Source organism: Streptomyces sp. DSM 116795 (assembly GCF_055792905.1).
On record NZ_CM147707.1, the window covers coordinates 2,787,731 to 2,807,583 of the forward strand.

At 67.3% G+C, this 19,853-nt stretch carries 16 protein-coding genes; all 16 read right to left on the reverse strand.

What is annotated here, in order from left to right:
- Positions 1 to 5: 5 nt before the first annotated feature.
- Entirely contained in the window at positions 6 to 842 is an 837-nt protein-coding gene (rplB, locus tag ACSMXX_RS11875; RefSeq protein WP_070008918.1) for a 50S ribosomal protein L2, read from the reverse strand.
- Positions 843 to 881: 39 nt separating this feature from the next.
- On the reverse strand, positions 882 to 1,214 hold the full coding sequence (rplW, locus tag ACSMXX_RS11880) for a 50S ribosomal protein L23 (protein ID WP_473183993.1): 333 nt from the start codon (positions 1,212 to 1,214) through the stop codon (positions 882 to 884).
- Positions 1,214 to 1,879: a 50S ribosomal protein L4 gene (gene rplD, locus ACSMXX_RS11885; RefSeq protein ID WP_473183994.1), complete on the reverse strand. Its 666-nt coding sequence runs from the start codon at positions 1,877 to 1,879 to the stop codon at positions 1,214 to 1,216. Before rplD ends, rplW begins: the two co-directional genes overlap by 1 nt.
- Before the next feature lie 8 nt (positions 1,880 to 1,887).
- Entirely contained in the window at positions 1,888 to 2,532 is a 645-nt protein-coding gene (gene rplC, locus ACSMXX_RS11890) for a 50S ribosomal protein L3 (RefSeq protein ID WP_473183995.1), read from the reverse strand.
- Between the two features lie 16 nt (positions 2,533 to 2,548).
- Positions 2,549 to 2,857, reverse strand: coding sequence for a 30S ribosomal protein S10 (gene rpsJ, locus ACSMXX_RS11895; protein ID WP_016909683.1), 309 nt, complete (start codon positions 2,855 to 2,857; stop codon positions 2,549 to 2,551).
- 415 nt (positions 2,858 to 3,272) lie between these two features.
- Positions 3,273 to 4,463: an aminotransferase class V-fold PLP-dependent enzyme gene (locus ACSMXX_RS11900; protein WP_473183996.1), complete on the reverse strand. Its 1,191-nt coding sequence runs from the start codon at positions 4,461 to 4,463 to the stop codon at positions 3,273 to 3,275.
- Positions 4,450 to 4,971 carry a MarR family winged helix-turn-helix transcriptional regulator gene (locus tag ACSMXX_RS11905; protein WP_473183997.1) on the reverse strand — a complete coding sequence of 174 codons (522 nt, stop codon included), beginning with the start codon at positions 4,969 to 4,971 and terminating at the stop codon, positions 4,450 to 4,452. The genes ACSMXX_RS11900 and ACSMXX_RS11905 overlap by 14 nt, the downstream gene beginning before the upstream one ends.
- 147 nt (positions 4,972 to 5,118) lie before the next feature.
- Positions 5,119 to 5,550 carry an aspartate 1-decarboxylase gene (panD, locus tag ACSMXX_RS11910; RefSeq protein WP_473183998.1) on the reverse strand — a complete coding sequence of 144 codons (432 nt, stop codon included), beginning with the start codon at positions 5,548 to 5,550 and terminating at the stop codon, positions 5,119 to 5,121.
- Positions 5,551 to 5,734: 184 nt separating this feature from the next.
- Positions 5,735 to 6,292 (reverse strand): YceI family protein, encoded by a 558-nt coding sequence (locus ACSMXX_RS11915; protein ID WP_473183999.1) that lies wholly within the window; start codon positions 6,290 to 6,292, stop codon positions 5,735 to 5,737.
- 199 nt (positions 6,293 to 6,491) lie between these two features.
- Positions 6,492 to 7,685: an elongation factor Tu gene (gene tuf / locus ACSMXX_RS11920; RefSeq protein WP_070008911.1), complete on the reverse strand. Its 1,194-nt coding sequence runs from the start codon at positions 7,683 to 7,685 to the stop codon at positions 6,492 to 6,494.
- A 222-nt stretch (positions 7,686 to 7,907) separates the two neighbouring features.
- Positions 7,908 to 10,031 (reverse strand): elongation factor G, encoded by a 2,124-nt coding sequence (gene fusA, locus ACSMXX_RS11925; protein ID WP_473184000.1) that lies wholly within the window; start codon positions 10,029 to 10,031, stop codon positions 7,908 to 7,910.
- Positions 10,032 to 10,070: 39 nt separating this feature from the next.
- Complete coding sequence (rpsG, locus tag ACSMXX_RS11930) at positions 10,071 to 10,541, reverse strand: 30S ribosomal protein S7 (RefSeq protein WP_028433241.1); 471 nt, start codon at positions 10,539 to 10,541, stop codon at positions 10,071 to 10,073.
- A 2-nt stretch (positions 10,542 to 10,543) separates the two neighbouring features.
- Positions 10,544 to 10,915: a 30S ribosomal protein S12 gene (gene rpsL / locus ACSMXX_RS11935; protein ID WP_003948652.1), complete on the reverse strand. Its 372-nt coding sequence runs from the start codon at positions 10,913 to 10,915 to the stop codon at positions 10,544 to 10,546.
- A gap of 316 nt (positions 10,916 to 11,231) precedes the next feature.
- Positions 11,232 to 11,792, reverse strand: a complete 561-nt coding sequence (locus tag ACSMXX_RS11940; RefSeq protein WP_473184001.1) for a DUF1707 and DUF4190 domain-containing protein — start codon at positions 11,790 to 11,792, stop codon at positions 11,232 to 11,234.
- A gap of 58 nt (positions 11,793 to 11,850) precedes the next feature.
- Complete coding sequence (locus ACSMXX_RS11945) at positions 11,851 to 15,750, reverse strand: DNA-directed RNA polymerase subunit beta' (RefSeq protein WP_473184747.1); 3,900 nt, start codon at positions 15,748 to 15,750, stop codon at positions 11,851 to 11,853.
- A 123-nt stretch (positions 15,751 to 15,873) separates the two neighbouring features.
- The gene (rpoB, locus tag ACSMXX_RS11950; protein WP_473184002.1) at positions 15,874 to 19,359 is read right to left on the reverse strand and encodes a DNA-directed RNA polymerase subunit beta; all 3,486 of its coding nucleotides are present in this window, start codon (positions 19,357 to 19,359) and stop codon (positions 15,874 to 15,876) included.
- Positions 19,360 to 19,853 lie beyond the last annotated feature (494 nt).

The window sequence follows — 19,853 nt, forward strand, 5'->3', positions numbered from 1 at the left end:
GCCTCCTAGCGCTTCTTGTTCGTCTTGCGGCGGCGGACGATGTACTTGTTGCTGGCCTTCTTCGGCGAGCGCGTACGCCCCTCCTTCTGACCCCACGGCGAAACCGGGTGGCGGCCACCGGAGGTACGACCCTCACCACCACCGTGCGGGTGGTCGATCGGGTTCATGACCACACCGCGGACGGTCGGGCGGACGCCCTTCCAGCGCATGCGGCCGGCCTTGCCCCAGTTGATGTTCGACTGCTCGGCGTTGCCGACCTCGCCGACGGTGGCGCGGCAGCGGACGTCGACCAGGCGGATCTCACCGGACGGCATGCGCAGGTGGGCCATGCGGCCCTCCTTCGCCAGCAGCTGCACGGAGGCGCCGGCGGACCGGGCGAACTTCGCGCCGCCGCCGGGCCGCAGCTCGATGGCGTGGATCGTCGTACCGACGGGGATGTTGCGCAGCGCCAGGTTGTTGCCCGGCTTGATGTCGGCCCCGGGACCGTTCTCCACGCGGCTGCCCTGCGCGAGGCCGGCGGGCGCGAGAATGTAGCGCTTCTCGCCGTCGGCGTAGTGCAGCAGCGCGATGCGCGCGGTGCGGTTCGGGTCGTACTCGATGTGCGCGACCTTGGCGGGCACGCCGTCCTTGTCGTGACGACGGAAGTCGATCACTCGGTAGGCGCGCTTGTGGCCACCGCCCTGGTGGCGAGCGGTCACACGACCGGCGTTGTTACGGCCGCCCTTGCTGTGCAGCGGGCGGACCAGTGACTTCTCCGGCGTGGACCGCGTGACCTCGACGAAGTCGGCGACACTGGCGCCACGACGGCCCGGAGTCGTCGGCTTGTACTTGCGGATACCCATTTCTCAGTCCTCGTCCGATATCGGACGGTCCTGCCTCCGTCAGGAGACCGGGCCGCCGAAGATGTCGATTCGGTCGCCCTCGACCAGGGTCACGATGGCGCGCTTGGTGTCGGCGCGCTTGCCGTAACCGGTGCGGGTGCGCTTGCGCTTGCCCTGCCGGTTGAGCGTGTTGACCCCGCTGACCTTGACCGAGAAGACCGCCTCGACGGCCTGCTTGATCTGGGTCTTGTTGGCGCGCGGGTCGACGATGAAGGTGTACTTGTTCTCGTCCAGCAGCGCGTAGCTCTTCTCCGAGACCACGGGCTTGATCAAGATGTCACGGGGGTCCGTGAACGTCTTGCTTGTGGCCTGGGCGGCTGTTGCCTCGCTCATCAGGCGTCGCTCCCTTCGAGCTCAGAGGTGGCAGCCTTCTGCGGGCCGGCCACGAAGGACTCGAAGGCGGCCTTGGTGAAGACCACGTCGTCGGAGACGAGCACGTCGTACGTGTTCAGCTGACCCGGCTCCAGGATGTGCACCTGGGGCAGGTTGCGGGCCGACAGCCATGCGTGCTCGTCGCCGCGCTCGGCGACCAGCAGCACGTGCTTGCGCTCGCTGATCTTGCCGAGCAGCGTCTTCGCGGCCTTCGTGGAGACCTCGTTCTCCACGACGCCGGAGACGACGTGCACACGGTCGTGGCGGGCGCGGTCCGAGAGGGCACCGCGCAGGGCGGCGGCCTTCATCTTCTTGGGCGTCCGCTGCGAGTAGTCACGCGGCTGGGGGCCGTGCACGATGCCACCGCCGGCGAACTGCGGAGCGCGCGTCGAGCCCTGACGGGCGCGGCCGGTGCCCTTCTGGCGGTACGGCTTCTTGCCGCCGCCGCGGACCTCGCCGCGGGTCTTGGTCTTGTGCGTGCCCTGGCGGGCAGCGGCCAGCTGGGCGACGACGACCTGGTGGATCAGCGGAACGCTGACCTGCACGTCGAAGATCTCCGAGGGGAGCTCGACGGTCCCGGCCTTCTTGCCCGCAGGCGAAAGGATGTCAACGGTACTGGTAGTCATGGTTAACCTCAGGCCCCCTTGGCCGCGGTGCGGACCAGGACGAGGCCGCCGTTCGGACCCGGGACCGCGCCCTTGATGAGCAGCAGGCCCTTCTCCGCGTCAACGGCATGGACGGTCAGGTTCTGGGTGGTGACCCGCTCGTTGCCCATGCGGCCGGGCATCCGCGTGCCCTTGAAGACACGGCCGGGCGTGGCGCAGCCGCCGATGGCACCGGGCTTGCGGTGGATGCGGTGCGCACCGTGCGAGGCCTTGCCGCCGCGGAATCCGTGGCGCTTCATGCCGCCGGCGAAGCCCTTGCCCTTGGACTTGCCCGTCACGTCCACCTTGCCGCCGGCCTCGAAGGTGTCGGCGTTGAGCTCCTGGCCGGGGCTGTACTCACCGGCGTCGGAGGTACGCAGCTCGACGAGGTGACGGCGGGGAGTGACGTCGGCCTTGGCGAAGTGGCCCTTGAGGGGCTTGTTCACCTTGCGCGGGTCGATCTCGCCGAAGGCGATCTGGACGGCCTCGTAGCCGTCCTTGTCTGCGGTGCGGACCTGGGTCACGACGTTGGGCCCGGCCTTGACGACGGTCACGGGAACGACGCGGTTCTTGTCGTCCCAGACCTGGGTCATGCCGAGCTTCTCACCCAGGACGCCCTTGATCTGCTTAGCCATCTTCTTCCCGCACCCCTCAGAGCTTGATCTCGATGTCGACGCCGGCCGGGAGGTCCAGGCGCATCAGCGAGTCAACGGTCTTGGGCGTCGGGTCGAGGATGTCGATCAGACGCTTGTGGGTGCGCATCTCGAAGTGCTCGCGCGCGTCCTTGTACTTGTGCGGCGACTTGATGACGCAGTACACGTTCTTCTCAGTGGGCAGCGGCACCGGGCCCGCGACCGACGCACCAGTGCGGGTCACCGTCTCGACGATCTTCTTCGCCGAGTTGTCGATGACCTCGTGGTCGTAGGCCTTGAGCCGGATGCGGATCTTCTGTCCCGCCATGGCTACTTCGTAGTCCTGTCTCTCGAAACGCTCTGGAACCCATGGGTGCCGTCCTCCTGCGACCCACCGACCCACGCGGTCGGGCGTGTCGTATCCCTTCCCGCAATGAGCCCAGACCGCGGTGAACCGCGGAGGTTTCTCTCGAGAGAAAGGATTCGGGGGTACGGACCCACCGGGTGCCTGGCTGGAAGCCCCTCCTGCACTTCCCGGAAGATTCCCGTACTTCCGCCTCTGATAAGGGGCGACGAATACGCTGGGACTCGCTTCCAGTCCTCCCGGCGGGAGGCGCGCAGCATCGGCACTCAACCGAGCAACCTGGACAGTGTGCCACAAGGCATTTGGCTCATGCCAATCGGGGCGACCGCACCGTTCACGGCGCTCGCCTGCCGTGCAGGCTGCCCGGCGAGGAGCGGCCTCAACCGTGCGCGGAATTCAGCACTTCGAGCGCCCGGTCGATGTGCTCGAAGGTGTTGAAGAGGTGCGGCGAGAGCCTGATGTTGCCTTCGCGGACCGCGACGTGGATGTCCTCGGCGTACAGCGCCGCGGCCGTACGGTCCGCCGGTGCGCCACGAGAGCCGAGCACCACGAGGCTGGAGCGTTCCTCCGGTGCCCGCGGGCCGATGACGTCGTAGCGGCCCCCGTCCACTCCGTCCAGCAGCCGCTGCACGAGCCGTTGACCGTGGGCGTGGATTGCCTGCGCGCCCAGTCCGCCGAGCAGTTCGAGGGAACTCGTCCACGCCGCGGTGTCGAGGAAGTCGGCCGGGCAGAAGACGTCCAGGGCGCGCACCCCGATGTCCTCGATCGTGTACGAGCGCATGTGCGCTAGGTCGCGCCCGCGCTGCTGGGCGAGCCAGTAGACCCGGCGGGGCTGGAGCAGGTCCGTCAGCGCGGGATCGAGCCAGGCGAAGCCGGTGCCGTACGGACCGCACATCCACTTGTAGCCGCAGGAGACCAGCGCGTCCACGGGCGTACGGGCGACGTCGACAGGCCGGGCGCCCACCCCCTGCGAGCCGTTCACCACGAGCAGGACGTCGGCCTCGTGGCAGATTTCCCCCAGCGCACCGAGGTCGGCGGTCGCGCCCGTGAAGGAGTCGACCCAGGTGACCGCCAGCACGCGGGTACGCGGCGTGAGGGCCTGGCGCACTTGTTCGGGGTCGAGCCATCCGCGCCGGCCGCGTCGCACGAATCGCACCTCCACCCCGTTGTGTCGCTGCGCCAGCCAGGGCAGCACCGTGGCCGGGTAGTCGCCCTCGACGCACAGCACCTGGTCCCCCGCCCGCCAGGGGAAGCCGTAGGCGATGAGGTTCATGCCGTGCGAGGTGCTGTCGCCGAGCACGATCTCGTCGGGGCGCCCTCCGACGAAGCCCGCGAGCAGGGTGCGCAGCCGCTCGGGACGCTCGGTGAAGGCGGCGTCGGGAATCAGGTGCGGCCTTGCCTTCTCCCGCGCTGCCTCGGAGGCCGCCCGCACAGCGGCCTCCGGCATGGGCCCCTGGTGTGCGGTGTTCAGCCAGACATGGCCCTCGGGATCGCTGAAGTACCGGGTGTAGTCCGTCAGTTGAGCCGTGACGGACGGGGCGCCGGCCGCCGGCTCGTCAGTCACGTTCATCCCCGCTCCCGACGGCGGCCGAGACGGCACAGTCGGGACTGCGGCACACGGCGTGCTCGCACAGCCGGCAGATCCGGCGCGCCGCGGACCGGTCGCCGGGCAACCGCGGCAGGACGGCCTCCAGCACTCGCTCCAGGGCGGCGGCATCCTCGTCCGACAGCCGCCCGACGATGTCCCCCAGCACCGTCCGGCGCGCATGCAGCATCCGGCGGGCCGCCTCGTCGCCGGCCTCGGTCAGGCCGAGCCCGCGGGTACGGCCGTCGGGGCCCGGACCGCGGACGAGCAGCCCCGAATCGACGAGGCGCCCGACGACCCGTACACAGCCGGAGTGCGTCACCGCGAGCGCCCCGGCCAGGTCGGAGACGGACTGACCGGGCCGTGCACGCACGGTGAGTACCGCGGCGACGGCCGCGGGGTCGAGCCCGGAGGCCTCCCTGAGCGCCTGGTCCAGCAGGTCCGTGACGCCCACGGCCAGCGCGCCGAGCCAGTTCGCGGTGGGTTTGGTCATCCACGAAGCATGACACGGACACATGTCTGGCGCATATATTCCTGCGTCACCGGACTCCATCGGACGCGGGGCTGCGGAGACCGACCCCCCGACCCCCGGGGAGCGCCCGCCGCGCAGACCGGATCCACCCGGGTCAGCGCGCCCAGGTCAGCCCGCCCGGGAGGCGGCGGCCGCATGCGGACTGCGGACGGCGCCCCCGCCCGGGACCGCCTCGGCTGCATCGGCACCCGTGCCGACGATGCGGTTGCCGGCGTCCACGTGCACGACCGCTGGCCGCAGTGCCCGTGCCTCCGCGTCGTCGACCTGGGCGTAGCTGATCAGGATCACCAGGTCTCCGGGGTGCACCAGATGTGCTGCGGCGCCGTTGATGCCGATCACCCCCGAGCCGCGCTCGCCCTCGATGACGTACGTCTCCAGGCGCGAGCCGTTGGTGATGTCGACGATGTGTACCAGCTCGCCGGGCAACAGATCGGCGGCGTCCATGAGTTCGGCGTCGACGGTGACGGAACCCACATAGTGCAGATCGGCCTCGGTCACGGTGGCACGGTGGATCTTGGACTTGAACATGGTGCGCAGCACGGCGTCACTCCTGAGGGAAGAAGGTCGCGCCCTCGCGAAGAGGTGCGCGCCGACCCGCACATGGTAAGCGACGACGCGAAGAGGTCCCGTACGACCGGGCAGCGCGGTCCGTCCGGACGAAGGCGGGCCCGCGCGGCCGGCCGACGTGGCCGGCCGTACGGGCCGCTGCACTTCGCGTGGGTGGTCAGCTCTGCTTGATGGCCGAGACCTCGAACTCGAGCGTCACCTTGTCGCTCACCAGGAAGCCGCCCGTCTCCAGTGCGGCGTTCCAACTGACGCCGAAGTCCTGGCGGTTGATCGTGGTGGTGCCTTCAAGCCCGATCCGGCTGTTGCCGAAGGGGTCGGTGGCCTGCCCCTCGAAGGTGAACGGGACGGTCACCGAACGGGTCACCCCCCTGATGGTGAGGTCGCCGGTGACGTCGAACCCGTCCTTGCCGTTCGGCCGGACTCCCGTCGACCGGAAGGTGATCTCCGGGTACTCGTCCATCTTCAGGAAGTCGTTGCTGCGCAGGTGGGCGTCGCGGTCCGGGTTGCGGGTGTCGATGCTCTCGGCCTTGATGGCCAGCTCCACCGACGAACGCTCGGGGGCGTCGCCGTCGATGTGCGCGGTGCCGGTGAAGTCGTTGAACGCGCCGCGGACCTTGGTCACCATCGCGTGGCGTGCGACGAAACCGATGCGGGTGTGGGCGGGGTCGAGGCCGTAGTCCCCGGTCAGCTTTGCGTAGTCGGTGGCACTGGTCATTGGGTTCCTCCAAGGGTCGGGTACTTGCCTCGAAGAACCTCGTTGAAGCGTAAACTATTCCGCCCTTGCCACGCGCGGTCGTTCTTCGCCGGCCCGTGTCTACTCCCGGGCAGCACGAAGGGGTCCGCACGACACACGTCGTGCGGACCCCTTCGCCGGCTTCAGGCCGGCAGCTCCCCTCGGAAAAGGGAGCCGCGGGTCACTTGTTGATCTTGGTGACCTGGCCGGCGCCCACGGTCCGGCCACCCTCGCGGATGGCGAACTTGAGGCCCTCTTCCATGGCGACGGGCTGGATGAGCTGGACGCTCATCTCGGTGTTGTCGCCCGGCATGACCATCTCGGTGCCCTCGGGGAGGGTCACGACGCCGGTCACGTCGGTGGTACGGAAGTAGAACTGCGGGCGGTAGTTGTTGAAGAACGGGGTGTGCCGACCGCCCTCGTCCTTCGACAGGATGTACGCCTGGCCCTCGAACTCCGTGTGCGGAGTGACCGAGCCCGGCTTGATGATGACCTGGCCGCGCTCGACGTCCTCGCGCTTGATGCCGCGGAGCAGCAGACCGACGTTCTCACCGGCCTGGCCCTCGTCGAGGAGCTTGCGGAACATCTCGATGCCGGTGACGGTCGTCGAGGTCTTGGTCTCCTTGATGCCGATGATGTCGACATTCTCGTTGACCTTCAGCACACCGCGCTCGATACGGCCGGTGACGACCGTACCGCGGCCGGTGATCGTGAAGACGTCCTCGATCGGCATCAGGAACGGCTTCTCGACGTCACGCTCGGGCTGCGGGATCGCGCTGTCGACGGCGTCCATCAGCTTGCCGATGGAGTCGGCCCACTCGGCGTCACCCTCAAGGGCCTTGAGCGCGGACACCTTGACGACCGGCACGTCGTCGCCCGGGAACTCGTACTCCGAGAGCAGCTCACGGACCTCGAGCTCGACGAGCTCCATGATCTCCTCGTCGTCCACCATGTCCGCCTTGTTGAGGGCGACCACGATGTACGGAACGCCGACCTGGCGGGCCAGGAGCACGTGCTCCTTGGTCTGCGGCATCGGGCCGTCGGTGGCGGCGACCACGAGGATGGCGCCGTCCATCTGCGCGGCACCGGTGATCATGTTCTTGATGTAGTCCGCGTGACCCGGGCAGTCAACGTGCGCGTAGTGACGGTTCTCCGTCTGGTACTCGACGTGCGCGATGGAAATCGTGATTCCGCGCTGGCGCTCTTCCGGCGCCTTGTCGATGCTGTCGAAGGCCGAGGCCTCGTTCAGCGCCGGGTACTTGTCGTGCAGCACCTTGGTGATCGCCGCGGTAAGAGTCGTCTTACCGTGGTCGATGTGACCGATGGTGCCGATGTTGACGTGCGGCTTAGTCCGCTCGAACTTCGCCTTCGCCACTGGGGTCCTCCTGTGGACTGGTGCTGTACACCCTCCACATTCTGCGGAGGGGTTCAGATGGTCGATATGAACCGGTCAGGACCCCTAGGGGGATGCCCTTGACCAGTTCGCTTGGGGGGCTGGCGGACGGGGACCCGGCACAGCCCGACGGACGAGCCGTACGGTCTGTGCCGGAGTGCCCCGAATGCCTTTGCTCCAGCCTAAGGGTTGAGCAACTCGGTGTTACTCGCCCTTGACCTTCGCGATGATCTCCTCGGCGACGCTCTTGGGAACCTCGGCGTAGGAGTCGAACTGCATGGAGTAGTTGGCGCGGCCGGAGGTCTTGCTGCGCAAGTCCCCGACGTAACCGAACATCTCCGACAGCGGGACCAGGCCGGTGACGAGCTTGGCGCCACTCCTGTCGTCCATGGACTGAACCTGGCCACGACGGGAGTTGATGTCGCCGATCACATCGCCCATGTAGTCCTCGGGCGTGGTGACTTCGACCTTCATCATCGGCTCCAGCAGTGCCGGGCTCGCCTTTCGCGCGGCATCCTTGAACGCCATGGAACCGGCGATCTTGAATGCCATCTCCGAGGAGTCGACGTCGTGGAAGGCACCGTCGAGCAGCGTCACGCGGACGCCGGTCAGCGGGTAGCCCGCCAGCACACCGAACTCCATGGCCTCCTGGCAGCCGGCATCCACGGACGGGATGTACTCCCGGGGGATGCGGCCACCGGTGACCTGGTTGACGAACTCGTAGCCGTCACCCTCGAGCGGCTCGACTGCGATCTGCACCTTCGCGAACTGACCGGAACCACCGGTCTGCTTCTTGTGGGTGTAGTCGACCTTGTCGACCGCCTTGCGCAGCGACTCGCGGTACGCCACCTGCGGCTTACCGACGTTGGCCTCGACCTTGAACTCGCGCTTCATGCGGTCGACCAGCACATCAAGGTGCAGCTCGCCCATGCCCGCGATGATCGTCTGGCCGGTCTCCTCGTCGGTCTTGACCTGGAAGGACGGGTCCTCCTCGGCCAGCCGCTGGATCGCGACGCCCAACTTCTCCTGGTCGCCCTTGGACTTGGGCTCGATCGCGACCTCGATCACGGGAGCCGGGAACTCCATCGACTCCAGGATCACCGGGTTGCCCGCGTCGCAGAGGGTCTCACCGGTGGTGGTCTGCTTGAGACCCATGACGGCGACGATGTCGCCGGCACCCACCGACTCGATCTCCTCACGCTTGTTGGCGTGCATCCGGTAGATCTTGCCGATGCGCTCCTTCTTGCCCTTCACCGAGTTCATCACCTGCGAGCCGGTTACCAGCCTGCCGGAGTAGACCCGGATGAAGGTGAGCTTGCCCAGGTGCGGGTCGCTCGCGATCTTGAATGCGAGCGCCGACATGGGCTCCTGCTCGGACGGCTTCCGCGTCAGGACCTCCTCGGGGTCCTTGACGGAGTGACCCGCGATCGCCTCGACGTCCAGCGGGGACGGGAGGTAGCGGGCGATGGCGTCGAGCAAGGGCTGAACGCCCTTGTTCTTGAACGCCGTTCCGCAGAAGACGGGAGTCACCGTGGTGGTGCCCTCGGCGCCGGTGGAGGCGAGGGTGATGCGGCGGATCGCCGCGTAGAGCTGGTCCTCGGTGGGCTCCTGGCCCTCGAGGTACAGCTCCATCATCTCCTCGTCGTTCTCCGCGACGGCCTCGAGCAGATTGCCGCGCCACTCGTCGGCTGCCTCGGCGTGCGTGGCCGGGATGTCGACGGTGTCGTACATCTCGCCCATCTTCGCCTCGGGCGACCAGACCATCGCCTTCATGCTGACGAGGTCGACGACGCCCTTGAAGTCCGCCTCGGTCCCGATCGGGATCTGCATGACCAGCGGCACCGCACCGAGGCGGTCCACGATCATGTCGACGCAGCGGTGGAACTCCGCGCCGGTGCGGTCCAGCTTGTTGACGAAGCAGATGCGCGGCACGCCGTACCGGTCCGCCTGACGCCAGACGGTCTCGGACTGCGGCTCGACGCCGGCCACACCGTCGAACACCGTCACGGCACCGTCGAGCACACGCAGCGCACGCTCCACCTCGACGGTGAAGTCGACGTGGCCGGGAGTGTCGATGATGTTGATGGTGTAGTCGACGTCGTTGAGCGGCCAGTGAGTGGTCGTCGCGGCAGACGTGATCGTGATGCCGCGCTCCTGCTCCTGGGCCATCCAGTCCATCGTGGCAGCGCCGTCGTGGACCTCACCGATCTTGTAGCTGCGACCGGTGTAGAACAGGATCCGCTCGGTGGTCGTCGTCTTGCCCGCGTCGATATGGGCCATGATCCCGATGTTCCGGACCTTGGCCAGGTCAAGTGAAGTGGTAGCCATAAGGCTTCAGTCTTCTCTCGGTCTCGATGGGGTCTGCGACTACCAGCGGTAGTGCGCGAAGGCCTTGTTGGACTCGGCCATCTTGTGGGTGTCCTCGCGCTTCTTCACGGCGGCGCCGAGCCCGTTGGAGGCATCGAGCAGCTCGTTCAGCAGGCGCTCGGTCATCGTCTTCTCGCGGCGGGCGCGGGAGTAACCCACGATCCAGCGCAGCGCGAGCGTGGAGGAACGGCCGGGGCGGACCTCGACCGGAACCTGATAGGTGGCGCCACCGACGCGCCGCGAGCGGACCTCAAGGGTCGGCTTGACGTTCTCCAGCGCGCGCTTGAGGGTGATGACCGGGTCGTTGCCGGTCTTCTCCCGCAGTCCCTCCATGGCGCCGTAGACGATGCGCTCCGCGGTGGAACGCTTGCCGTTCAGCAGCACCTTGTTGATGAGGGAGGTCACCAGAGGAGAACCGTAGACCGGGTCGATGATGACCGGGCGCTTCGGGGCGGGGCCCTTACGAGGCATGCTTACTTCTCCTTCTTGGCGCCGTAGCGGCTGCGAGCCTGCTTGCGGTTCTTGACGCCCTGCGTGTCGAGGGAGCCGCGGATGATCTTGTAGCGAACACCCGGCAGGTCCTTCACACGGCCACCGCGCACGAGCACGATGGAGTGCTCCTGCAGGTTGTGGCCCTCACCCGGGATGTAGGCCGTGACCTCGATCCCGCTGGTCAGACGCACACGCGCGACCTTACGCAGGGCCGAGTTCGGCTTCTTCGGGGTGGTGGTGAATACACGCGTGCAGACGCCGCGACGCTGAGGGGAGCCCTCCAGTGCGGGCGTCTTGTTCTTCTCGACCTTGTCCTGCCGGCCCTTCCGGACCAGCTGCTGGATCGTAGGCACCGTTTCTCCGGTTTCTGTGTGCCGTCTCGGTAAAGCTAACCTGGGCCACTCTCCCGACCCACGAGGTCGGGCGTGTCGAAGACTGCAGAGTCCCGCGCGAAGGCGAAGGGCCCCTCAGGTGAGAAGCATGCAGATCCGGTGCCGCCGTCCGCACTTCTCGAGCGTCTGACCGCTTACGAGAGCGCAGGGGGCACCCCAGGCACAAGGTCAGAGCGTACCTATCGCGTCGTCCCCGGTCAAAACAAGCCTCCACGCTGCCCACGGGCCTCAGGAGTCCCAGGTCGGGGGCCTGTCGGAGCCCGGTCCCGGATGCCTGTCAGAGCCCGGTGACGACGAGCGCCAGCACCCCGCTGAGCACCAGCCAGATCCATCCCAGCAGCGTCCCCGCCATCGCCGGGCCCTCGCCACGCTCTCCCGTGCGCCGGACCTCGTTGCGCGCCTTGTGCCCGAGGATCACCCCGGGGGCCGCCCCCAGCCAGAAGAGGTACGGGGCGTTGAGCCCGAACACGAGCGGCGCGGTGATCAGGGAGAGCACCGGAGCCGCGATACCGCAGACGAGGGCGGCGGTCGCGGTGGGGTTCTGCCGCCGCGGAACGGCGTACGGCGCGATCGGCTGGGGCTGGAAGGGCACCAACTGGCCCTGGACGCCCGGGCGTTGAAAGGTCGGCGGCACGGCGCTGGGCCCGTTGGGCACATCGCTGGTGAGCTGCTGGAGCTCCTCGACGGTACGGGCCGCCACAGCGCGCCCGATGCGGTAGTCGTACTCGTCCTTGGTCAGCCGGCCCTCTGCGTATGCGGCTTTGAGTACGTCCCCCGCCCGGTCCCGGTCAGCGTTCCCGGCGAGCATCCGCACCACCCCCTTCGGCTCATCATGCACAGAGGACGGCCGCCCCGGTAGGGACGGCCGTCCTCTGTAGCAGAGCTATGACCTCGGATCAGGCGTTGTACGGCCCGTAGTCGTAGTCCTCGAGCGGGACGGCCTGACCGGAGCCGGTGCCGAACGGCGAGTAGTCGATGTCGTCGTAGCCGACGGCCGAGTACATCGCGGCCTTGGCCTCCTCGGTGGGCTCCACCCGGATGTTGCGGTAGCGGGACAGGCCCGTACCGGCCGGGATGAGCTTGCCGATGATGACGTTCTCCTTGAGGCCGATCAGGGAGTCGGACTTGGCGTTGATCGCCGCGTCCGTGAGCACCCTGGTCGTCTCCTGGAAGGACGCCGCCGACAGCCAGGACTCCGTCGCCAGCGAAGCCTTGGTGATGCCCATCAGCTGCGGACGGCCGGAGGCCGGGTGGCCGCCTTCCGCCACGACCCGACGGTTCTCACCCTCGAACTTCGTACGCTCCACGAGCTCGCCCGGCAGCAGCTCCGCGTCGCCGGACTCGATGATCGTCACACGGCGCAGCATCTGCCGGATGATGATCTCGATGTGCTTGTCGTGGATCGAGACACCCTGATTGTTGTAGACCTTCTGGACCTCGCCGACCAGGTGCACCTGGACCGCACGCTGGCCGAGGATGCGCAGCACGTCGTGCGGGTTGGTGGCACCCACCGTCAGCGCCTGGCCGACGGAGACGTGGTCGCCCTCGCCCACCAGCAGCCTGGCGCGCTTGCTGACGGCGTACGAGGTCTCGTCCGAGCCGTCGTCCGGGGTGACGACGACCTTCTTGGTCTTCTCCGTCTCCTCGATACGGGCACGGCCGGCCGATTCGGAGATCGGCGCGACGCCCTTGGGCGTACGGGCCTCGAACAGCTCGACCACACGCGGCAGACCCTGCGTGATGTCGTCACCGGCCACACCACCGGTGTGGAAGGTACGCATCGTCAGCTGGGTGCCGGGCTCACCGATCGATTGGGCCGCGATGATGCCGACGGCCTCCCCGATGTCGACCAGCTTGCCGGTGGCCAGTGAACGGCCGTAGCACATGGCGCAGGTGCCGACCGTCGACTCGCACGTGAGGATGGAGCGGGTCTTGACGGTCTCCACGCCGTGCCGCACGAGCTCGTCGATGAGCACGTCGCCCAGGTCGGTGCCGGCCGGGGCCAGCACCTTGCCGTCGACGACGATGTCCTCGGCGAGGCAGCGCGCGTACACGCTGGTCTCGACGTCCGCGGCCTTGCGCAGCACGTCGTCGGCGCCCCTTGCCGCGATCTCCAGCTTCAGACCGCGGTCGGTGCCGCAGTCCTCCTCGCGGATGATCACGTCCTGCGAGACGTCGACGAGTCGACGCGTCAGGTAACCGGAGTCGGCGGTACGCAGGGCGGTGTCCGCGAGACCCTTACGGGCACCGTGCGTGGAGATGAAGTACTCCAGCACGGAGAGACCCTCACGGAACGACGCCTTGATGGGCCGCGGGATGGTCTCGTTCTTCGCGTTGGACACCAGACCGCGCATGCCCGCGATCTGACGCATCTGCATCATGTTCCCTCGGGCACCCGAGTCGACCATCATGAAGATCGGGTTCGTCTTCGGGAAGTTCTCGCTCATCGCCTCGGAGACCTCGTTGGTCGCCTTGGTCCAGATCGCGATGAGCTCCTGCGTGCGCTCGTCCTTGGTGATCAGGCCGCGCTCGTACTGCTTCTGGACCTTCTCGTCCTGCTCCTCGTAACCGGCGATGATCTCCGGCTTCGCTTCAGGGACGACGACGTCCGAGATCGCGATGGTGACACCGGAACGCGTCGCCCAGAAGTAACCGGCCGACTTGAGGTTGTCCAGCGCCGCGGCGACGGTGACCTTCGGGTAGCGCTCGGCCAGGTCGTTGACGATCTGAGAGAGCTCCTTCTTGCCGACCGAGTACTCGACGTACGGGTACTCCTCGGGCAGCAGCTCGTTGAAGAGCGCACGGCCCAGCGTCGTACGCAGCCGGAAGCCGTCGCCGGGCTGCCACTCGGGCTCACCCTGCTCGGGCATCGGAGGCGTCCACTCCGCCGGCGGCACGGAGCCGATCGGGAAGCGGATGTCGATCTCCGCCTGGAGCGAGAGCTCCCCGGCGTCGAAGGCCATGATCGCTTCGGCCGTGGAGTTGAACGACCTGCCGTCGCCGATGGTCTCGCGCTGCTCCTCGGTGGTCGTGAGGAAGAACAGCCCGAGCACCATGTCCTGCGTGGGCATGGTCACCGGCCGGCCGTCGGCCGGCTTGAGGATGTTGTTCGAGGACAGCATCAGGATGCGGGCCTCGGCCTGCGCCTCCGCGGACAGCGGCAGGTGCACGGCCATCTGGTCACCGTCGAAGTCCGCGTTGAACGCGGTGCACACGAGCGGGTGGATCTGAATGGCCTTGCCCTCGACCAGCTGCGGCTCGAAGGCCTGGATGCCGAGGCGGTGCAGGGTCGGTGCGCGGTTGAGCAGCACCGGGTGCTCCGCGATGACCTCTTCCAGCACGTCGTAGACGACCGTACGGCCGCGCTCGACCATGCGCTTCGCCGACTTGATGTTCTGCGCGTGGTTGAGATCCACCAGGCGCTTCATCACGAACGGCTTGAAGAGTTCCAGCGCCATGGCCTTCGGCAGCCCGCACTGGTGCAGCTTGAGCTGCGGGCCGACGACGATCACGGAACGCGCCGAGTAGTCGACGCGCTTGCCGAGCAGGTTCTGCCGGAAGCGGCCCTGCTTGCCCTTGAGCATGTCGGACAGCGACTTCAGCGGACGGTTGCCGGGACCCGTGACGGGGCGGCCGCGGCGGCCGTTGTCGAAGAGCGCGTCGACTGCCTCCTGCAGCATCCGCTTCTCGTTGTTCACGATGATCTCGGGCGCACCGAGGTCGAGCAGACGCTTGAGGCGGTTGTTGCGGTTGATGACGCGGCGGTAGAGGTCGTTCAGGTCGGAGGTCGCGAAGCGGCCACCGTCCAGCTGCACCATCGGACGCAGGTCCGGCGGGATCACCGGCACGCAGTCCAGCACCATGCCCTTCGGGCTGTTGCTGGTCTGCAGGAACGCCGAGACGACCTTGAGGCGCTTGAGCGCACGGGTCTTCTTCTGGCCCTTGCCGGTACGGATGATCTCGCGGAGCCGCTCCGCCTCCTCGTCCAGGTCGAAGGTCTCCAGACGCTTCTGCAGAGCAGCCGCGCCCATGGAGCCGTCGAAGTAGGTCCCGAAGCGGTCGCGCAGCTCGCGGTAGAGCAGCTCGTCGCCCTCCAGGTCCTGGACCTTGAGGTTCTTGAAGCGGGACCACACCTCGTCGAGGCGGTCGATCTCGCGCTGCGCACGGTCGCGGATCTGCTTCATCTCGCGCTCGGCGCCCTCACGCACCTTGCGGCGCACGTCCGCCTTGGCACCCTCCGCCTCGAGCTCGGCCAGGTCGGCCTCCTGCTTCTTGGCGCGGGTCTCCAGGTCGGCGTCGCGGCGCTGCTCGATCTGCTGGCGCTCGACACCGACGTGCGCCTCCAGGGAGGGCAGGTCGCGCGTGCGGCGCTCCTCGTCGACGTACGTGATCATGTACGCCGCGAAGTAGATGACCTTCTCCAGGTCCTTCGGAGCAAGGTCCAGCAGGTAGCCCAGGCGCGACGGAACGCCCTTGAAGTACCAGATGTGGGTGACGGGTGCGGCCAGCTCGATGTGGCCCATCCGCTCACGGCGCACCTTGGCGCGGGTGACCTCGACACCGCAGCGCTCACAGATGATGCCCTTGAAGCGGACGCGCTTGTACTTGCCGCAGTAGCACTCCCAGTCCCGGGTCGGACCGAAGATCTTCTCGCAGAAGAGTCCGTCCTTCTCGGGCTTGAGGGTTCGGTAGTTGATGGTTTCCGGCTTCTTGACCTCGCCGTGCGACCACTGACGGATGTCGTCGGCGGTGGCCAGGCCGATCCGCAGTTCGTCGAAGAAGTTGACGTCGAGCACTCTCGTCAATCCCTCTCAGGGTTGTGATGAATGGTCTGAGCGGGGTTTGGAGGGGTCGCCTCCAGGCCCCCAGGGCCGAGGGGGAGGCCGGCACGCCTGGCGAACGCGTCCCGGCCAGACCCGTCAGACCTCTTCGACGCTGCTCGGCTCGCGCCGGGACAGGTCGATACCGAGCTCCTCCGCCGCGCGGAAGACGTCCTCGTCCGTGTCACGCATCTCGATGGACATGCCGTCCGAGGACAGCACCTCCACGTTGAGGCAGAGCGACTGCATCTCCTTGATGAGCACCTTGAACGACTCAGGGATGCCCGGCTCGGGGATGTTCTCGCCCTTGACGATGGCTTCGTAGACCTTCACGCGGCCGGTGACGTCGTCGGACTTGATGGTGAGCAGCTCCTGCAGCGCGTACGCGGCGCCGTACGCCTCCAGGGCCCACACCTCCATCTCACCGAAGCGCTGGCCACCGAACTGTGCCTTACCGCCCAGCGGCTGCTGGGTGATCATGCTGTACGGGCCGGTCGAGCGGGCGTGCAGCTTGTCGTCGACCAGGTGGTGCAGCTTGAGGATGTACATGTAGCCGACCGAGATCGGCGCCGGGAACGGCTCTCCGGAGCGGCCGTCGAACAGGTGGGCCTTGCCGGAGGGCAGAACCATCCGGTCGCCGTCCCTGTTCGGCACGGTGGCCTGGAAGAGGCCGGCGATCTCGTCCTCACGCGCACCGTCGAAGACCGGGGTGGCGACGTTGGTCCCGGACTGGACCTCGTCCGCGCCGATCTGCTGCAGGCGCCGCGCCCACTCCTCGTCGATGCCCGCGACGTTCCAGCCCTGGGAGGCGAGCCAGCCCAGGTGGATCTCCAGCACCTGTCCCGGGTTCATACGGGACGGGACGCCGAGCGGGTTGAGGATGACGTCGACCGGGGTGCCGTCCTCCAGGAACGGCATGTCCTCGACCGGGAGGATCTTGGAGATGACGCCCTTGTTGCCGTGACGGCCGGCGAGCTTGTCACCGTCGGTGATCTTCCGCTTCTGCGCCACATACACACGCACCAGCTGATTCACGCCCGGGGGCAGCTCGTCGCCCTCCTCGCGGTCGAAGACGCGGACGCCGATGACCTTGCCGGTCTCGCCGTGCGGCACCTTCAGCGAGGTGTCACGGACCTCGCGGGCCTTCTCACCGAAGATCGCACGCAGCAGCCGCTCCTCCGGAGTCAGCTCGGTCTCACCCTTCGGGGTGACCTTGCCGACCAGGATGTCGCCTGCCTCGACCTCGGCACCGATGCGGATGATGCCGCGCTCGTCGAGGTCGGCGAGGACCTCCTCGGAGACGTTCGGGATGTCCCGGGTGATCTCCTCGGGGCCGAGCTTGGTGTCGCGGGCGTCGACCTCGTGCTCCTCGATGTGGATCGAGGAGAGGACGTCGTCCTGCACCAGACGCTGGCTGAGGATGATCGCGTCCTCGTAGTTGTAGCCCTCCCAGGGCATGAAGGCGACCAGCAGGTTCTTGCCGAGCGCCATCTCACCCTCGTCGGTGGACGGGCCGTCGGCCAGGACCTGGCCCTCGATCACCCGCGAGCCCTCGTCCACGAGCACCTTCTGGTTGAAGGAGGTGCCCTGGTTGGAGCGCGTGAACTTGGCCACGCGGTACGTGGTGTAGGTGCCGTCGTCGTTGGCCACCGTGACGTAGTCCGCGGAGACCTCCTGGACCACGCCGTCCTTCTCGGCCTTGATGACGTCACCGGCGTCGACCGCGCAGCGGTACTCCATGCCGGTGCCGACCAGCGGCGACTCGGCCTTGATGAGCGGCACTGCCTGCCGCATCATGTTCGACCCCATGAGCGCGCGGTTGGCGTCGTCGTGCTCCAGGAAGGGGATCATGGCGGTCGCGACCGACACCATCTGGCGCGGCGAGACGTCCATGTAGTCCACGTCGTCACCCGGGATCAGGTCGACCTCGCCGCCTCGCCGGCGGATCAGCACCCGGTCCTCGGCGAACCGCATCTCCTCGGTGAGCGGCGCGTTCGCCTGCGCGATGACGAAGCGGTCCTCCTCGTCGGCCGTGAGGTAATGCACCTCGTCGCCGACGACACCGTCCACGACCTTGCGGTACGGCGTCTCGACGAAGCCGAACGCGTTCAGACGGCCGTACGAGGCGAGCGAACCGATCAGACCGATGTTCGGTCCTTCGGGCGTCTCGATCGGGCACATCCGGCCGTAGTGCGAGGGGTGCACGTCACGGACCTCGAAGCCCGCCCGCTCACGGCTGAGACCACCCGGGCCGAGCGAGTTGAGACGGCGCTTGTGGGTGAGCCCGGAGATCGGGTTCGTCTGGTCCATGAACTGGGACAGCTGGCTGGTGCCGAAGAACTCCTTGATGGAGGCCACGACCGGCCGGATGTTGATCAGCGTCTGCGGCGTGATCGCCTCGACGTCCTGCGTGGTCATCCGCTCCCGGACGACGCGCTCCATACGGGCGAGACCGGTGCGGACCTGGTTCTGGATGAGCTCGCCGACGTTGCGCAGACGCCGGTTGCCGAAGTGGTCGATGTCGTCGGTCTCGATGACGATCTCGTCACCCTCGGCCGAAGTCGACTCCGTCTCCCCCGCGTGCAGCTTGACCAGGTACTTGATCGTCGCGATGACGTCCGCGGTGGTGAGCACGCCGGAGTCCAGCGGCTCGTCGCCGCCGAGCTTCTTGTTGATCTTGTGCCTGCCGACCTTGGCCAGGTCGTAACGCTTCGGGTTGAAGTAGAGGTTCTCCAGCAGCGTCTGTGCGGCCTCACGCGTCGGGGGCTCACCCGGGCGCAGCTTGCGGTAGATGTCGAGCAGCGCGTCGTCCTGACCCTGGGTGTGGTCCTTCTCCAGGGTGGCGCGCATCGACTCGTACTGGCCGAACTCCTCAAGGATCTGCTCGTTCGTCCAGCCGAGAGCCTTGAGCAGCACGGTCACGGACTGCTTGCGCTTGCGGTCGATGCGCACGCCGACCATGTCGCGCTTGTCGACCTCCATCTCCAGCCAGGCACCCCGGGACGGAATGATCTTGGCGGAGTAGATGTCCTTGTCGGACGTCTTGTCGATGGAGCTGTCGAAGTAGGCACCCGGCGATCGGACGAGCTGCGTGACGACGACACGCTCGGTGCCGTTGATCACGAAGGTGCCCTTGTCCGTCATCAGCGGGAAGTCGCCCATGAAGACGGTCTGGGACTTGATCTCGCCGGTCTCGTTGTTGGTGAACTCGGCGGTGACGAAGAGGGGAGCCGCGTACGTGAAGTCGCGCTCCTTGCACTCGTCGATCGAATTCTTGGGGGGCTCGAAACGGTGGTCGCGGAAGGTCAGCGACATCGATCCGGAGAAGTCCTCGATCGGGGAGATCTCCTCGAAGATCTCCTCCAGACCGGACTTGGTCGGGACGTCGTTTCCGCTCTCCAGCGCCGCCTCGACCCGGGACTTCCAGGCTTCGTTACCGAGCAGCCAGTCAAAACTCTCGGTCTGGAGCGCAAGGAGATTGGGAACCTCGAGAGGTTCCTTGATCTTCGCAAAAGAGATACGCAGCGGGGCGGTGCTGGCGCCGTTGTTCGAATTGGCGGTCGAGGCAGTGCGCGAGGCGGCCAAGAGGGGGTCCTTCCGAGGGCTCGGACTCTCTGCGCGCATACCGGTGCCCCTGGCGACGGGCAGGGAGCAGCTAACAGGCAGCGCAAAGGGTCAGTGTAGCCTCAAGGCCCACTGATGTCCAGAGCAGATTTCCGGGACCGGGCCTCGGTCCCGGTCTCCGCCTCCAGCCGGTGGCAATCTCTCCTCCGGGAGGACCCTGTCCTTTGTTCCCTCCGGGAGGGCCCCCTAGTTGTTCATCTCCGTCGCGGCCCGTCCCGACGGCCTCGGTACGTCGGGGCGGAACGTGCTTGCCGCAACACTTCCCGCTTCATCCTCGATCCATGCCTCGGAACCCGGATCGATGCGAACGGCGCGTCCAGAGAATTGCGCGCCAAGTGCCGTTCGTCAAGGGCCCCACGGCAGCGAAGATCACCATACCTGCCCGTTCCGCGGGGTTCTGTGAGTGCTTCAGAGACGCCGAAGGGCGACCACCCGGCTGGGTGATCGCCCCTGGC

Excerpts from the sequence above, each read along its gene's own strand:
- rplB (WP_070008918.1), bottom strand. The coding sequence starts at position 842 with ATGGGTATCCGCAAGTACAAGCCGACGACTCCGGGCCGTCGTGGCGCC.
- rplW (WP_473183993.1), bottom strand. The coding sequence starts at position 1,214 with ATGAGCGAGGCAACAGCCGCCCAGGCCACAAGCAAGACGTTCACGGAC.
- rplD (WP_473183994.1), bottom strand. The coding sequence starts at position 1,879 with ATGACTACCAGTACCGTTGACATCCTTTCGCCTGCGGGCAAGAAGGCC.
- rplC (WP_473183995.1), bottom strand. The coding sequence starts at position 2,532 with ATGGCTAAGCAGATCAAGGGCGTCCTGGGTGAGAAGCTCGGCATGACC.
- rpsJ (WP_016909683.1), bottom strand. The coding sequence starts at position 2,857 with ATGGCGGGACAGAAGATCCGCATCCGGCTCAAGGCCTACGACCACGAG.
- ACSMXX_RS11900 (WP_473183996.1), bottom strand. The coding sequence starts at position 4,463 with ATGAACGTGACTGACGAGCCGGCGGCCGGCGCCCCGTCCGTCACGGCT.
- ACSMXX_RS11905 (WP_473183997.1), bottom strand. The coding sequence starts at position 4,971 with ATGACCAAACCCACCGCGAACTGGCTCGGCGCGCTGGCCGTGGGCGTC.
- ACSMXX_RS11915 (WP_473183999.1), bottom strand. The coding sequence starts at position 6,292 with ATGACCAGTGCCACCGACTACGCAAAGCTGACCGGGGACTACGGCCTC.
- fusA (WP_473184000.1), bottom strand. The coding sequence starts at position 10,031 with ATGGCTACCACTTCACTTGACCTGGCCAAGGTCCGGAACATCGGGATC.
- rpsG (WP_028433241.1), bottom strand. The coding sequence starts at position 10,541 with ATGCCTCGTAAGGGCCCCGCCCCGAAGCGCCCGGTCATCATCGACCCG.